Below are 14,009 nucleotides of genomic sequence, written 5' to 3' on the forward strand. Positions count from 1 at the left end.
AACGGCTCATCGGCCCCATGGCCAAGCTTGAGCCTTAAACCCGGAAAATTCCAGTTCCGCTAGCCCAAAATCGGGGAGCACCTCAAAAACCGCTGGAGCGAACTCAAAATCGGATAAAACTTGGGGGTAAGTCAGGGACGACACGTAATCTAGGACGCTCGCTTGGCGTCCGAGGATGATAGGCAGGCACCGTGCTTTTCTGAGCATTTTAAAGCCAGATTTTTATGGTGAACCAACGACACGCCCAGCGATACGAAACGGGCTTGCGACTGCAGCACCGGCTGCGTCGAAGACAAAGGCACCAATGTCGCTGGCACTCGAGCGCCCGCCGCTTTCAAAGGTGGCAAGCTGCGCCCCGAACTTGGCGAGCGATGCGTAACGGTCGTGCCCCAGTCCGTCAGATCCGGTCAAAGACGTTATGTCGACAACCCGGAGTTTCTCCTTCAAAGCGGCCTCCTTGATGACGGGGTCATCGATGTCCAGACGTCCAACACGGGGTCGCTCCCCCGCTATCAGGCTCGAGGCCGTGAGTGCGCGATCGTCTTTGGAGACAAGAAGAGTTAGCGGCGTCCGCATGCTGCCGACATCCCTTAGTTGCGATCGGAATACGTCCACATCGATGTCAGGGGCGGCCAGTACCACCATGAGCTTGTCGATCACATCGTCGCGGTGCTGAAGTTTGAGTTGGCGTACCGTTTCCATGACCAGGAACCCGCCCATACTGTGTCCGAACAGAATTATGCGGTTCACCTTTCGGGAAGCTGAGAGCGATTTCACCAAAGAGTCTAGCTGGCTTCGCGAGTACAAGGCCGCATCGCGGTCGGCAACATATCCGGCGACGGCTGCTGCCGAAGGCCAGGAAAACAGGATCGGAGCGCCCGGCTTTTTTGCGTCTGCGGCTATTTGCGACGTCCTGAACAGAGCCTCCTGATAGCTGTAGTTGTAACCATGTACGAAGATCCCGACAGTGCCGTCGAATTGCGCCGTGCGTACTGCCGCTTCCATAAACGCGTCCTGCGAAAGTTGTTTCCGCCTCGTGACTACAAACTGTCGTTCGGGATTCGGCTTCGCCGTCGGGTAAGCGATCGCGGTGTTTTTCCTGTTCGGAGGCACCGAAACCTCATACTGCTCATATGTCAGGTGTTCCGCCCACGTACTTCCGAACCCGCCACGCGCAGTATCCGGGCTCCTGTTCGTTGCTGTTAGAACGGCCACTCGTTCCGAGGCGGCTTCATCGACATGTACCGGATTCAAGACAGTCGACGTTGGTCTGGTGGCACAGCTTGACGACACCATCATCACGAAGAAGAGCAGGATATAAGGCGGCAGCTTCGTATGCCGCATCGAAAGGCGTTCTATCAATCGTCTACCACTTCATGGGATATTCGGCCAGCTGGTCTCAGGCCATTTAGAGCAAAATCTAAAATATTGTGTATCTGAGCTTCCTTGTGCCTTACCCTCTGATTGGAAATCAGTTTCGGATGCCAAACTTTCGCGGTCGCCATTATGAAGATTCTTGATGTGCGGCGGGGGTTCTGGGGGACGAACTCTCCCCTATCAATGCCATCGGCGATCACTGTTGCGAGGACATTGCGGATGCGGACGATGTGTCTTTTAACAAGGTCATGATCGCGGTCCAGGCTGAGGACGATGAGGTCATAAATTGCACGGTGATTATCCGCAAGGTCAATTGTCGTCAAATATTGTTTCTGTAGATACCTTCTGATCCGGGAAGCGGCATCGCCCGACAGCTTCGCGATCGAGAGCGCTGTCGAGTAATTGCCGTCTAGGATGTCGCGGAAGATGGTCCGTCGCAATTCCTCCTTGGAACCGAAGAAACGATAGACACTCGCCCGAGACATGCCAAGGTCTCTGGCGATGTCCGCAATGCGAACCTTCTGGTAGCCGTGTTGCCAAATCAATTGCTCGGCAGCCTGGATAATAATTTTAGCATTGGCTTTCACCTGCGCGGGCATGGCTCTCTCATCATTCCTCGCCTCCAGATTTTGGCCGTCCGATACACATCAGGCAGCTCGGTTCGAAGAGCATATGCTTTGCCAATAGGGCTATCGCAGATGCGGTCCTGCTAGGCTCGCGCTCACGTCTTGGTTGTTATTCCAATTGAACTGATCAATTGAATGGAGAATAACACTGCGTTCGCGGCCCACCGTAGGGCTGGAAGGTATTGTCATAGGCTCGGTAAGACCGATACCGATGCGCGCACCAGTCAAAGTGCCGTGGGTCATAACCCGACGAGTATTCTGGCCCGGGTGGGGGTGGGGGCGGCAAAATGAGGGGCGGCGGAGGCGGAGCGATTGGCGGCGGAATCAGTGGAATTGGACCGGGTACTTGAGCCATAGCGGCTGACTCGCCCACGAGTAGACAAGCGACCGCTGCGATTGTTACAAAGTATTTCATGGAGATAACCTCACATTCCTTGCTCCGCGGGAGCGAGTTAGTTTGGGACCGCGGCCTATCCGCAGTTCCGATGTCGTGTATTCGGAACGCGGGCAGGCCGGGATGAGACCTATCGGATCTTCTAGCGACTGAACTTCAGGTCCGGCTTGTCACCATCCCAACCCTGAAGACCTCCGGGAACTTCTTGGAACCGAAGGCACCTCGTGCCCATCCTGCCGGAAATGCACATCGCATCATCCTTGAGCGTCCAGGTGACGGACAGAGTAAACGGCAGAGGACCGCGAATGCTTCCGGATCCATCGTTTCGGAGAGTGAACTTGAGGTTTTTGCCATCCGGCGCAAGGGCCGACCAGGGAGCTCCGTCGGCGAGTATGGCTGCTGCCTTTTGTGGCGGCAGGAAAGTCTGCCCCCCTGCGGCAAACGACGTGCTTGAAGCAAGAATTGCGACGGATGCTGCTGCGAACCGTAGTCCTATTTTCATTTTCGGTCTCCTACTTTCATGCTTGAAGTTGTTGGCGTCTCGTTGCGAACGATGGAACGCGGTTGTCCGAAAGTGCAATTTCGTGTCGTCTACGCTCGCTATTGGGAGGCTGCAGCCCCCTTGTCGCTCCAGCCCGGTGGCAGACCGAGTTGACCGGCGACCGCCCCTTTGATACCAGGGGCCGAGCCGAATGCCTTACACGCGTCGTATTTCGGGTCGCCGCCAAGCGACGCCTTTAATTTTTGCATCGACGGCATCGACAGCGTTCCCTTGAAGGGGTCTTGCCCCTTGACGAGCATGCGGCTGAAATCGGCGCCAAAAGCGGAAGAGAGCGAATAGGCATCACCGACCTTGGAGACCCGGGCCTTTGTCGTCAGCATGTTTGCGCCGCGCGACCAGAGCATAGCCGCCTTCTGTGAGCCGTCCTGGCCAACCGCTTCGGCCTCGATGGAGAGGCCGCCGAGACCGATCGGAAGCCGCGGGATCGGAACGAACACCACCGCGGCTCCGAGTGACGCTACGGCCGAGGTAGCTGCGACAGTTCGATTCGTTGGCACAATGTCGGTGACGGTGGCGTGGACGACGAGATCTGCCGGCTGGCTCGCAGTCACGACCTTGAAGCGATCGCTGAGGCCGGTACAAAGCGCCCGGTCAACCGCGTTGGTGAGAAGGGCCAAGTCCTTGACGTCGAAGGAACCGCCGCTGACGGCATCCGCCGACGTCGGCACGATGCGCACTGTCTGTGCGGCAAGGACCGGTCCCGAGTCGACACGCAATTTCGCCTTCGTCAGCGTGCCGCCCGACGGGGTCATACCCGCATAGGAACCAAGTGAGGTGCCCTGATGCAGGGCTACGCTTGCGCAGGAGGAGAGCGATGAGAGCAGGACCGCTGACACTGCGGCCCGCAGGTGATTTTTCGGTAGGCGAAAGCTAAAGGTCATCAGGCGAGTCTTCTGAACCGGGATCGAGGGTTCAGGTTTTAGCGAGGCCAACGTTAATGGCGGTAAAGGCAGTGTAAAGTTGGGTAAAATCTTGGGGCGGATCTTTGAGCTGCAATGCCACCTAACCAGCGAACGAAGATCGTATTGCCGAGGAAGATGAACACAGTCGAGATCGTCAAAGGGAGTACGTATTAGTAAATGCGCGTGATTTCAAATCCGCCTGATTTACCATCGCGATGTCGCCGCCACCCGCCACATTAGCTCGACTTTCCGCTTCGATCTGAATTGCGGTGCACTTGTTGTGGAAAATAGCCAGCACCTACAGCGACATAAAGATCTACATAATCTTTGGCGAGTTGCTGGACGGCTTCGGCAAGGCTTGCTTGGGCATCGGAGACCGAACGCTGAGAGTCCAAGACGTCAAGCAGGGACGAGGCGCCTTCCTTATAGCTGGCAGTTGAAAGCTCCAGCGATTCCTGCGCCGTTTTCACCTGCCTGCGCCGCGGCTCCACCGTCTGCGCGTCGCGTCGGACCGCGGACAGCGCGTTTTCGACCTCTTCGACCGCGTTCAGCACCGCGGCCTTCCAAGCGAGGTACTGAGTCTTGGCGTCAGATTTTTCAATATCGACGTTTGCCCGCAGGCTACCGCCATCGAAGATCGGAAGGCTGAGCGTCGGTCCAAAGGACCAGGTGGTCAGGCCTCCGCCGTTAGCACCAGCCAACTTGACCCGGGTTGGTGAAATCGAGCCGGAGAGCGAGATCGACGGATAGAGCTGGGCTTCGGCAACGCCGATGTTGGCAACGGTCTCCGCCAGCTCGCGTTCGGCCTTGCGGATATCCGGACGGTTGCGGATGAGATCGGCCGGAATACCAGCCCGAATATCGCCATGATAGACCGGCTGTGCGCCTCCCTTGCGCAACTCCGCCATCAGCGAGGATGCCGGCAGGCCAAGGAGGGTAGCGATATGATGGGCTTCGGAATTGAAGCTGTTTTCGAAGCCCGGGATTTCGGCCAGCGTTGACTTCACCAAGCCTTCCGCCTGAACGACGTCCAGGCGAGAAGCTCCACCAACCGTGAGCTGCAGCTGAGTGAGATTGTATGTCTCTCGACGAGACTTCAAGTTCGCCTTGGAGAGCGCGATCCGCTCCTGATAATAGCGGGCGTCGATATAAGAGGAGACGAGATCCTTGAGGAAAGTGAGCTTTGCGTCGTCGGCCGTCGCATAAGCTGCCCCGAGCGAGGCAAGTGCGCTCTCTTTCGAGCGCCGGTACTGACCGAAGAGGTCAAGCAGCCAGGAGACGTCGGCCTCGCCGCCAGTGGTGTTGGTTGCGCCAATCTTTGTGCGTTGCGAACCCATCTCGCCTGATACCGTGTGCGACGCACCGACATCAAGGCTCGGTAATCCACCGGCGCCTGCGACTGTTACATTGGCGGACGCCGAATTGATGCGCTCCAGCGCCTGCAGCACGTCGAGATTCCGGTCAAGGCCGCGGGCGACCAGATTGTCCAGCTGCGTGTCACGATAGGCCGCCCACCACTGCGCCGTCAAAACATTGGCGTTACTCTTAATATCACCCTCATCGAATTTTGCAGGAAGTGGTGTCTCTGGGGGAACGTGATCCGGACCGCTCACGCAACCCGCTAGCAAAACCAATAGTGCCGGTGTGGCATAACGGAGGGAGATCATTCAGTTTTCTTCCTGTAACGCCGCCAAGTAAAGACTTGCGCGAAGCAATGTGCTCATGGGCGAATTTTCTGAACCGGGATCGTCCGTTCAGGTTCTAGCGACGCCAGCGTTAATGACGGTAAAGGCAGTGTAAAGTTGGGTAAAATCCAGGAACATCGGTCCTGTCGATTGCCGAGGTTCAACCTTGCCTGGGCTTCTGATTGGTCGATCCGTTCAATGTGTTCGAGGAGGCTCGATGGTGATGGTCATGTCCGTCGGGTAGCGATGCATAGCATGCCCGCCACGGCGCTCGATGGCCTACCCAGTGGTCGCAAGGTCTAGAGTGGCAATCGAACGCGCAAAATTTGCACGAGGGATACACCGTGCAGCAGCTCGCCGAGGATTATGTGCACCTTTATACCGTGGTGGGTGCTGGCAATTTGCTAGGCGCAAGAAAACAAAAAATCGAGCTAATGCGGGCGTCGCCCGTGGCATTGGTGGCGCTGCAGGTCGGGCGGATTGCTAATGCTGCTCCCGATCTGCGTCGTTGAATTTTCTCGACAACTCGGCCTTCATTCGCTTGTGAAATGGCATTTTGGCACCTGAGAGAGCTTCCCCAGATTTTACCGAACTTTACACCGCCTTTACCGTCATTAACGCTGGCGTCGCTAGAATCTGAACCCACGATCCCGGTTAAGAAGAACCGCCAATGACTTTCGCTGGCGCAGACGGGGCATCTCTAGTCTCGTGGGCGTGCGTCCATTAAGGAAATGCAGAAAATGAATAAAGCTCTGAATATCGTGCTCAAGCCGGGCCGAAAGGACACGGTTTTCAGCGAGGACGAGCCGCCAGTTGATGATTTTTCCTTCAACGCCCAAGTCGCCGACGTATTTGACGACATGGTCAGCCGCTCCGTGCCATACTACGAAGAAATGCAGCGTATGGTCTGTGAACTGGCGCAGGATTTCGCAAAACCGAATACCAACCTCTATGATATCGGTTGCTCGACGGCGACCACACTTCTGACGCTCGACCCGATCTTGCATCCCAGTGTGAAGTTCGTTGGCGTCGACAACGCGCCCGACATGCTTGAGAAGGCGCGGCAGAAGGTCGCCCAGACAGGCACACAAAGGCCGATAGAATTGCAGATGGCCGATTTGCATCAGGGCCTCTATATGGAGAATGCCAGCGTCGTCACGATGCTGCTCACTATGCAGTTCATCCGTCCGCTCTACCGCGAACGAATGATCAAGACGGTCTCCTCGGGCCTGAACGACCAGGGCTGCCTGCTGTTGATCGAAAAGCTGACGAGCGAGAATACTACCTTCAATCGACTGTTCATTCAGCACTATTACGATTTCAAGCGACGAAACGGCTATTCAGAGATCGAGATCTCCAAGAAGCGCGAAGCGCTCGAAAACGTTCTTATTCCTTATCGACTGGAAGAGAACATCCTTCTTCTCAAGGAAAGCGGGTTCCGGCACGTCGAGGTATTTTTCCGCTGGTACAACTTCTGCGGCATCGTCGCTGTTAAATAAGTGAAAAAAATGAAAACTGTGACAATCTCGATCGGCAATTTTCTGTTCAGGTATCGAAATCAGATCTTCCCGTTCACCATCGTTACGCTCTTTTTCTCCGCGGCTCCCGCGACGGAGGTATTCGAGAGCACGAAGGTCGAATTTGCCACGGATATTGCCGCATGGCTCATCGCCTTCTGCGGACTTTTAGTCCGTGGGACAGTGATTGGTTACGCCTATATCCAGCGCGGTGGCCTGAACAAAGAAGTCTATGCCAAAAACCTCGTCACCGAAGGCATGTTCAGCACATGCCGCAATCCGCTGTATGTCGGCAACTTGTTGATATATGCAGCCGTCTTCCTGATGCATGGAAACCCGGCAACGGTGGCCATCGGGATCCTATTGTTCTGTGTCATGTACCAGTGCATCGTTTGTGCGGAGGAGGCGTTTCTCGAACGCAAGTTCGGCGAGGGATACAGAGCCTATTGCGCTGACGTCCCGAGATGGATTCCGCGCCTCGCTAAAATTTCGCAGGCCACTGAAGGCATGGTCTTCAACTTCAAGCGGGTGATCGCAAAAGACTATTCTACTGTCTCCGCCACGCTAGTCACCTTGCTGCTCGCACAAGTATACGAGTCCATGGCGGCCCCGATCGCGAACAAGGATGTCCTGTACCTGTCCCTGCTCGTAACGCTCGCCATTGTAACCGGAGTCGCCACCGGATTGATCAGCCGGTTGAAGAAACGTGGCGTTTTCAGCGAAAACAAATCTGTGTAGCGGGCAAGTGGCGGAAACAGAGGGCGTGCCGGCCGTCTCCTTTGGCTCTGTCGGGCATGGAAACTGGGACGTGCGACCAGGCGGGACGAGTACAAAATCGAACGGGGGCGCAAAGCGCGGGGGCACGATCCAAACGTTCGAAGGGCGACAAGCGACTTCTTGACCCCGAGGTCGGACGATGGTGGCAATTGTCAGACGAATTCCGCCTTCGTCCAACACCTTCTGATATCTGTCGGACTATGATCGACCTAATAGACATCGACCAGGGGCGGCGCATGATGTTGCCTGGCCGTGACTTCAGCCTGTGACGCGGTGCACAAATCTTGGCGGCATCGGTGATTTTGCCTCATTGATGTCGATCGAGACGCCCGAAAGCACCAAACTTTACCTATCTTTACAATGTCTTTGCGCAGCTTAACGCAGTCGGCAGTACCTTTTTTGAAGCGGTCAGGCGATTCGTCGTTCAGCTTTCTGCAGAGACAAAATGCATCACGTGACGATCACTTGGGAAAACCAAAATCAGATCAAGAAGCTCATTGAGCTGATACGAGAAAACGTGGGCGAGCTTAGCAACAAGTTGCATGAGACGCGGAAGCGCGAGCGACTAACTCAGCAAGACGTTGATGAATGTGTCCGGCTCCTGACCCTTAGCAGCATGCTGCTTTTGGAGCTCCATCAAGCAGACTCGATTTGTGAAGCAGACGTCATTCCGCCCGCCACAGGGGCAGTGCAGTCGTATTCATGGCTGGCCCTCCGGTACCTCGCGCCAAGAGATAGTCGAGCCGACATCGGTGCAGACCCGGAACAATAGCGAGGGTGATGGAAATATATCAGAGTGCCAACCGGCGGTAACCACTTCAGTTTGCACGGATCTTGTCGCCCAATGCTTGATCGCCAAACGGCAGTAGACGGCCGGACGCCGGCCGGGAAGCGCGACGTCGACGATCTCTCTCGAGTTGTATCGGTGCTGACCAAGTTCCCTCGAGCCTCACCTTGCGCTGCGTGGGCCGATCGTCCGGCCCGTTGATCGTCCCATTCAATCCTTCGGAAATACGCGGAAGGTAACGCGCTGAAAACTTCAGCCTGCCACTCGACATGCTGTTGGCGAACCATGCCGAATAGCTGGGCGCTAGAGGAGACGACTGCACCGAGTTCGGCTGAGCGCGAGCGATGAGACCGTCATCGGCCGTGACGGTTGTCTGGGCAAGCCTGATCCTTGCGCTATCGAGAGCTGTCTCTTCGCATTCGAGGCTTACCGAGGGGCAGGCCGCTCCAGTTTCACAACCGATGTCATCGCGCCCATGAGTGGTCGAACGAGCATTAAAACGGCCAAGTTAGTGTTAAGGTAGGTAAAACTTGGTCGCGTGCTTGCATTTGTGCTGTATGAATGGCCAATATGAATGACGGACAAAATGAATGACTAAGGTTCTCCTCATCGACGACGATGTCGAGCTGACGACACTTCTGCAGGAATATCTGGGCGAAGAAGGATATGATGTCGCGACGGACGCAGACGGTCGCGCAGCTATTGCCGCTGCCGCCGGCAATACGGTCGATATCATCGTGCTCGATATCATGATGCCCCGAATGAACGGGATCGAGGTTCTCCAAAGGATCAGGAAGCTGAGCCAAATCCCCGTCCTGATGTTGACTGCACGGGGGGATGACGTCGACAGGATAGCGGGCCTGAATCTTGGCGCCGACGACTATGTACCAAAGCCCTGTTCTCCGGGAGAGCTTGCCGCCAGGCTGCGTGCGATCCTTCGCCGAGCGGGACAGCCCGCAGCCGGCGCGTCAACTGATACGTTAAAAGCGGGGCAACTCGTAATCCATCCTGGCAGTAGAACCGCCGAATGGCGCGGCGAGCCTTTGGATCTTACCGGTACCGAGTTCAGCCTGCTCGAAGTCCTCGCTCGCAGTGCCGGCCAACTGGTGTCGAAGCAGGACATCTCGAAACGGGCCTTTGGAAAGCCGTTGACTCCATTCGATCGTCGCATCGACGTCCATATCAGCAGCGTTCGTCAGAAGCTCGGGCTCAGGGAGGATGGGCAATCCTGGATCCAATCCGTTCGTGGCCAAGGCTATCAACTTCTCATGGACTGACCATGCCCCGGCTCTTTTGGAAGTTTTTCACGACAATTTGGCTCACCCTTGCGGCAACGGTCACGGTAATAATCCTACTCGTCAACTACTTTCAGACGGTTCCCTTCGCTCGTGAACTGGAGCTTCGGGAGCAGGAATTCATTCTAAACCTGACCGCGAACGTGCTTGCAAAGGATGGCGAGGATGCCTCGGCGCGTTTGGTGCGCGCAAGTGAGGATACGGTGCCACTCGGCCTCACGATTTCCAAAGCCGCCGAATCCGGTGCATGCGCGAACGAGAACATCGTCGACACAAGGTTCATCGTGAAGGACGGGGTTTGTTACCGGATCTCCGTTTCCGGACAAGCCAGCCTCGTTTTCGACTACCTTGCTCTGTTGATGCCGTGGATTGCTATATTCGTCTCGAGCACGATAGCGGCGGCGGCGCTTGCCCGATACCTCATTCGCCCTGTCGTGCACCTTCGCGACGGCCTGAGCGCGCTTGCCCACGGCCGATTCAATGTGCGGATCGGGGATAAGATGGCCGGCCGTAGGGACGAGGTGACCGCGCTTGCGCATGATTTTGATTCCACTGCCGCGCGGCTGCAGGAGCTTCAGGAAGCACAACAGAGGCTCTTTCATGATGTGTCCCATGAATTGCGCTCGCCGTTGTCTCGCCTGCAGGCGGCTGTCGGCGTTCTTCGCCAAAGTCCAGCGAAACTCGGCGCGATGCTGGACCGCATGGACCGGGAGGTCGAACGGCTCGATGCGCTGGTGGGCGAAGTCCTGACCCTTGCCCGGCTGACGGCCGGATCAAGCCTTCCGCTGAAAACGCAGACCCTAGATGTCATCGACCTCCTGAATGAAATCCTGGGCGATGCAGCGTTCGAAGCCCAGGCACGGGAAGTCTCGATTACAGCGAGTGTCGATGGCATCTTCCTCGCCGAGGTCGAAGGCGAACTAATCTACAGGGCGCTCGAAAATGTCGTCCGCAACGCCATCAAGTACACTGCCGAGCACTCGCAAATATCCGTGCTTTGCGAGACGACAGCCGACCTTCTCAAGGTCTGCGTCATGGATCAGGGACCAGGCGTCAGGCGAGACGAACTCGAACGTATCTTCCAGCCGTTCTCGCGAGGGAACGAGGCAGTGTCGAGGGGCGGATACGGTCTGGGGCTTGCGATTACCCGGCAGGCCATCGAGCGCCATGGAGGGCGGGTGTATGCGTCCCTCCCGGACGCCGGCGGGTTGGCCATCACCATCGAGCTTCCTCGCAAGCCGACGAGACATGGCCAGACGGACGAAAAGTCTGAACTGGATCGATCAACCAAGCGGAAAAGATAGAGGGATAGCGGCTGCCGCGGACGAGACGGCACGGCTCGAAACTCGGCCACCGACAGAACCTGCTTCCAGGATTTACCCAACTTTACAATGCCTTTACCGACGTTAACGCTGACGTCGGTAAACCTGAACCTGCAACCTCGGTTCAGAAGATTCGGCTCATGACCTATAGCTTCCAACTACCTGAAATCCACCCGTAGGCCGCGCTCCGCGTCAACTCGCATCACTCAGTGAGCGTCGGATGCCGACAGATGGTCTGCAGGTGGTTGGATCCTATCTGAAGGGTGGCCAGCTGATCGAGAACTGACCTTAGATTGAATATCCTTTCGCAACTTTTCCATTCCGCATGCTCTTAGCCGAAGGACAACCAGAAATGGATTGGGATTATGAGCTTCGATAACGACTATATCGCCCAAAGTGTTCTAGAAGCGATGCGGCATGGGCGCATCGGCTTTTCGCTGCAACACGTGAATTCGGTGGGCGAGGGGTGTCATGCCCTTTACTCCGAATGCTTGGGGCGGCTCATCGAGCCAAATGGAAGCGTCATCGACTCGAACGAGTTCATGGCCTATCTTGAGAGTTCGGGAAATGCACCTGCATTCGATCGCCACATGTTGTCGTTGGCATTCGCATGGCTTTCGACCAATGAAAATAGTACGCTCGGAGTAAATCTTTCAGGGGAGAACTTGTTCAACACGAAGTATTGGACTCGTCTCTACGACCAGCTCTATGGGTACCGATCGATTGCTTCTCGACTTGTGCTTGAGATATCCGAAATCGCTCCGGCCTTCCTACCGACAGCGAACGAGCTTATCCAAGATCTTCGCTTGCTCGGCTACAAAGTAGCGATCGACGATTTTGGGACGGGATTCTGCACGCCAGAATCACTTTTTTCCATCGCTGTGGATATCGTGAAAATCGACGCGTTCTTCGTCCGCGATCATATGCGCCAAGATGTGGAGCGTTTCCTCAATCACATTGTCGGCTTGGCAGCATGCGCGGCCCCGGTGGTCGTCGTTGAAGGAGTAGAGACTTATTGCCAGTTCAAACTCGCAAAGCAGGCCGGTTGCACACATGTACAGGGCTTTCTGCTCTCCGAGCCGACCCTTTCTCCTTCGTTCATGGGTGTGGCGGGTTTGGTGGCATAGCACGGTCTTTCCTCCCGCTGATCTCGCTTCGCTATTCCCATGCCCGCGTCCTGCACTGAGGTCACAATTCTCAAGTCCGCCTGGCATTGGAAAGACGACGATTGCCCGCGCTTTGGCACAGCGGCTGAATGCGGTCTTGTGCGCGCGTTGCAAGGGTATCCCCCGATCAGCCGTTTCGCAGCCATAGCGAAACCGCATTCCGGGAAGAAGAATCTCCTTGACGCCGGTGGCAGGCGGCAGGCGCCCGATCGGTTTGGCGAGCTCGGCTACGTCCTCTTCGAGATGATTGGCCACACCGAACCCCACGGGATTATGGCTATTGTGGGCCATTGAACCCGCTATCCCTCCTTTCGCGGGCATCCGCAAACCGGTGCTGGTTGAGGTATTTCGATCGAAAGCGTCCGTTGAAGGCTTCGATGAAGCCGCTATCCGTCGGCTTTCCCGGTCGTGGGTAGTGGTAGTGGACCGGTCAAAGTCGAGCGCTCCGGCGGCAACAGCCCGGCGTACTTTTTCTTCCAGTAAAGTAGGTCGCCTGCTTCTCAGAGTCGCCGTGCTTTTTAAACTATTCTAGAAATTTTACCCAACTTTACATGCCCTTTACTACCGTTAACACTGGCATGGGTAAAACCTGAACTTAGATCCCTGTTCAGGATTTTCGCAAATGACCTTCAGATCCGAGTTATCTGGACTACGTTCGCATGCAACGCCCTGCGCAACAGAGATGGGCCACCTCTCAATCGGTACACCAGGGCAAAGCCGGTCACCACCCGTGCATCCCCCGCTGCCATCTCGCGCCGCTCAAGGAAAAACTGACCAACGGCCACCATCGCCGCTCCCACGACTATCAACTATCCGTTTCACAACGTCATCGAGGCAATGAGATGTCACGCATCTACGATTTTGCATCCAAAGTAGTCCGGCGTATTTACGAAAAACGTATCAATGCGCCAGCAATTCTTGACGCAGCTACCGAATTTCCGAATTCAACGAAATTCATCGCTGATTGGCAGAGCATCCGCGAAGAAGCGTTCGCGGTGCGTCTGAACAGGGCGCCCCGCTTCCACGACCTCATGCCGGAGCAAACTGAAATTTCGGCGAGTGACGGTCTTGATTGGCGTATGTTCATACTCAAGGCCTACGACGTTGCTGTTCCCGAAAACCTCGCGCGGATGCCGGTTCTCAGCCGACTGCTCTTCGAATGCCCTGAAGTCAAATCCGCGGCCATTTCTTTCCTGGCTCCTGGAAAGCATATCCCTATCCATCGCGGACCCTTCCGGGGAATCATGAGATTTCACCTTGGCTTGGACATCCCACGGCAGGCAGATGGTAGTCCCGCAACCGTCATGGTGATTAACGACCAGGAGAAGCGAATCTCCGACGGAGAAGGCATGTTATGGGATGACACCTTCCCACACGCGGTGACAAATTACGCCAATCAAGCTCGCGTCGCTCTTCTCCTGGACGTCTGGCGTCCGAGAATGCCGCTAGACATGGAAATCCTGTCTCGGCTGATTGTTCGCGGGGTGCAAGCAGGAATGCGCTACAGAGGAGTGTCTTTCGCCGCCTGAATGTAATCCCGCATTGGAGTGAGCCTGCGGACGGGGCGACGACCGAAGAAGTTTAGATGTTGCTGACTGA

13 protein-coding genes and 3 pseudogenes are annotated in these 14,009 nt (G+C 56.1%); 8 read left to right on the top strand and 8 right to left on the bottom strand.

Annotated features, from left to right (window positions below; translation table 11 throughout):
* Positions 1 to 222: 222 nt before the first annotated feature.
* From BLP23_RS30985 to BLP23_RS31010, 6 genes and pseudogenes are all read right to left on the bottom strand, one after another.
* Positions 223 to 1,344: an alpha/beta hydrolase gene (locus BLP23_RS30985; RefSeq protein ID WP_092588526.1), complete on the bottom strand. Its 1,122-nt coding sequence runs from the start codon at positions 1,342 to 1,344 to the stop codon at positions 223 to 225.
* A gap of 14 nt (positions 1,345 to 1,358) precedes the next feature.
* On the bottom strand, positions 1,359 to 1,976 hold the full coding sequence (locus BLP23_RS30990; protein ID WP_092588527.1) for a TetR/AcrR family transcriptional regulator: 618 nt from the start codon (positions 1,974 to 1,976) through the stop codon (positions 1,359 to 1,361).
* Positions 1,977 to 2,130: 154 nt separating this feature from the next.
* Positions 2,131 to 2,331 (bottom strand): annotated as a pseudogene (locus tag BLP23_RS35430) (BA14K family protein); the annotation flags it as partial.
* A 208-nt stretch (positions 2,332 to 2,539) separates the two neighbouring features.
* Positions 2,540 to 2,899 (bottom strand): hypothetical protein, encoded by a 360-nt coding sequence (locus BLP23_RS31000; RefSeq protein WP_092588528.1) that lies wholly within the window; start codon positions 2,897 to 2,899, stop codon positions 2,540 to 2,542.
* 98 nt (positions 2,900 to 2,997) lie between these two features.
* Positions 2,998 to 3,840, bottom strand: a complete 843-nt coding sequence (locus tag BLP23_RS31005; RefSeq protein WP_092588529.1) for a DUF3313 domain-containing protein — start codon at positions 3,838 to 3,840, stop codon at positions 2,998 to 3,000.
* A gap of 257 nt (positions 3,841 to 4,097) precedes the next feature.
* Positions 4,098 to 5,528, bottom strand: a complete 1,431-nt coding sequence (locus BLP23_RS31010; protein ID WP_092588530.1) for an efflux transporter outer membrane subunit — start codon at positions 5,526 to 5,528, stop codon at positions 4,098 to 4,100.
* Between the two features lie 362 nt (positions 5,529 to 5,890).
* On the opposite strand from BLP23_RS31010, the gene BLP23_RS34005 reads away from it, so the two are divergent.
* From BLP23_RS34005 to BLP23_RS31020, 3 genes are all read left to right on the top strand, one after another.
* Positions 5,891 to 6,058: a hypothetical protein gene (locus tag BLP23_RS34005; RefSeq protein ID WP_167364044.1), complete on the top strand. Its 168-nt coding sequence runs from the start codon at positions 5,891 to 5,893 to the stop codon at positions 6,056 to 6,058.
* Between the two features lie 228 nt (positions 6,059 to 6,286).
* Complete coding sequence (cmoA, locus tag BLP23_RS31015; RefSeq protein WP_092588531.1) at positions 6,287 to 7,045, top strand: carboxy-S-adenosyl-L-methionine synthase CmoA; 759 nt, start codon at positions 6,287 to 6,289, stop codon at positions 7,043 to 7,045.
* Positions 7,046 to 7,054: 9 nt separating this feature from the next.
* Positions 7,055 to 7,801: a methyltransferase family protein gene (locus tag BLP23_RS31020; protein WP_092588532.1), complete on the top strand. Its 747-nt coding sequence runs from the start codon at positions 7,055 to 7,057 to the stop codon at positions 7,799 to 7,801.
* An 894-nt stretch (positions 7,802 to 8,695) separates the two neighbouring features.
* On the opposite strand, the pseudogene BLP23_RS34835 reads toward BLP23_RS31020, so the two are convergent.
* Positions 8,696 to 9,060: pseudogene (locus tag BLP23_RS34835) on the bottom strand (HlyD family efflux transporter periplasmic adaptor subunit); the annotation flags it as partial.
* Positions 9,061 to 9,217: 157 nt separating this feature from the next.
* Here BLP23_RS34835 and BLP23_RS31030 point away from each other — a divergent pair.
* The 4 genes from BLP23_RS31030 (at position 9,218) to BLP23_RS35435 (ending at position 12,558) form a co-directional block, all read left to right on the top strand.
* On the top strand, positions 9,218 to 9,904 hold the full coding sequence (locus BLP23_RS31030) for a response regulator (RefSeq protein WP_092588533.1): 687 nt from the start codon (positions 9,218 to 9,220) through the stop codon (positions 9,902 to 9,904).
* Positions 9,905 to 9,906: 2 nt separating this feature from the next.
* A complete protein-coding gene (locus tag BLP23_RS31035; RefSeq protein WP_092588534.1) occupies positions 9,907 to 11,226 on the top strand; it encodes a HAMP domain-containing sensor histidine kinase in 1,320 nt (439 codons plus the stop codon).
* A 383-nt stretch (positions 11,227 to 11,609) separates the two neighbouring features.
* Positions 11,610 to 12,371, top strand: a complete 762-nt coding sequence (locus BLP23_RS31040) for an EAL domain-containing protein (protein ID WP_092588535.1) — start codon at positions 11,610 to 11,612, stop codon at positions 12,369 to 12,371.
* Positions 12,298 to 12,558 (top strand): AAA family ATPase, encoded by a 261-nt coding sequence (locus BLP23_RS35435; RefSeq protein ID WP_139187145.1) that lies wholly within the window; start codon positions 12,298 to 12,300, stop codon positions 12,556 to 12,558. The genes BLP23_RS31040 and BLP23_RS35435 overlap by 74 nt, the downstream gene beginning before the upstream one ends.
* A gap of 156 nt (positions 12,559 to 12,714) precedes the next feature.
* Here BLP23_RS35435 and BLP23_RS31050 read toward each other — a convergent pair.
* Positions 12,715 to 12,825: pseudogene (locus BLP23_RS31050) on the bottom strand (integrase core domain-containing protein); the annotation flags it as partial.
* 244 nt (positions 12,826 to 13,069) lie between these two features.
* Between BLP23_RS31050 and BLP23_RS31060 the strand changes: the two are divergent.
* Entirely contained in the window at positions 13,070 to 13,939 is an 870-nt protein-coding gene (locus BLP23_RS31060) for an aspartyl/asparaginyl beta-hydroxylase domain-containing protein (protein WP_233426876.1), read from the top strand.
* Positions 13,940 to 14,009: the final 70 nt, after the last annotated feature.

The organism is Rhizobium mongolense subsp. loessense (assembly GCF_900099775.1).
GTDB lineage: Bacteria > Pseudomonadota > Alphaproteobacteria > Rhizobiales > Rhizobiaceae > Rhizobium > Rhizobium loessense.

Bases quoted from the DNA above. Each gene is read 5' to 3' on its own strand.
- BLP23_RS30985 (WP_092588526.1), bottom strand. From the start codon at position 1,344: ATGCGGCATACGAAGCTGCCGCCTTATATCCTGCTCTTCTTCGTGATG.
- BLP23_RS30990 (WP_092588527.1), bottom strand. From the start codon at position 1,976: ATGCCCGCGCAGGTGAAAGCCAATGCTAAAATTATTATCCAGGCTGCC.
- BLP23_RS31000 (WP_092588528.1), bottom strand. From the start codon at position 2,899: ATGAAAATAGGACTACGGTTCGCAGCAGCATCCGTCGCAATTCTTGCT.
- BLP23_RS31005 (WP_092588529.1), bottom strand. From the start codon at position 3,840: ATGACCTTTAGCTTTCGCCTACCGAAAAATCACCTGCGGGCCGCAGTG.
- BLP23_RS31010 (WP_092588530.1), bottom strand. From the start codon at position 5,528: ATGATCTCCCTCCGTTATGCCACACCGGCACTATTGGTTTTGCTAGCG.
- cmoA (WP_092588531.1), top strand. From the start codon at position 6,287: ATGAATAAAGCTCTGAATATCGTGCTCAAGCCGGGCCGAAAGGACACG.
- BLP23_RS31020 (WP_092588532.1), top strand. From the start codon at position 7,055: ATGAAAACTGTGACAATCTCGATCGGCAATTTTCTGTTCAGGTATCGA.
- BLP23_RS31030 (WP_092588533.1), top strand. From the start codon at position 9,218: ATGACTAAGGTTCTCCTCATCGACGACGATGTCGAGCTGACGACACTT.
- BLP23_RS31035 (WP_092588534.1), top strand. From the start codon at position 9,907: ATGCCCCGGCTCTTTTGGAAGTTTTTCACGACAATTTGGCTCACCCTT.
- BLP23_RS31040 (WP_092588535.1), top strand. From the start codon at position 11,610: ATGAGCTTCGATAACGACTATATCGCCCAAAGTGTTCTAGAAGCGATG.
- BLP23_RS35435 (WP_139187145.1), top strand. From the start codon at position 12,298: ATGTACAGGGCTTTCTGCTCTCCGAGCCGACCCTTTCTCCTTCGTTCA.
- BLP23_RS31060 (WP_233426876.1), top strand. From the start codon at position 13,070: ATGCAACGCCCTGCGCAACAGAGATGGGCCACCTCTCAATCGGTACAC.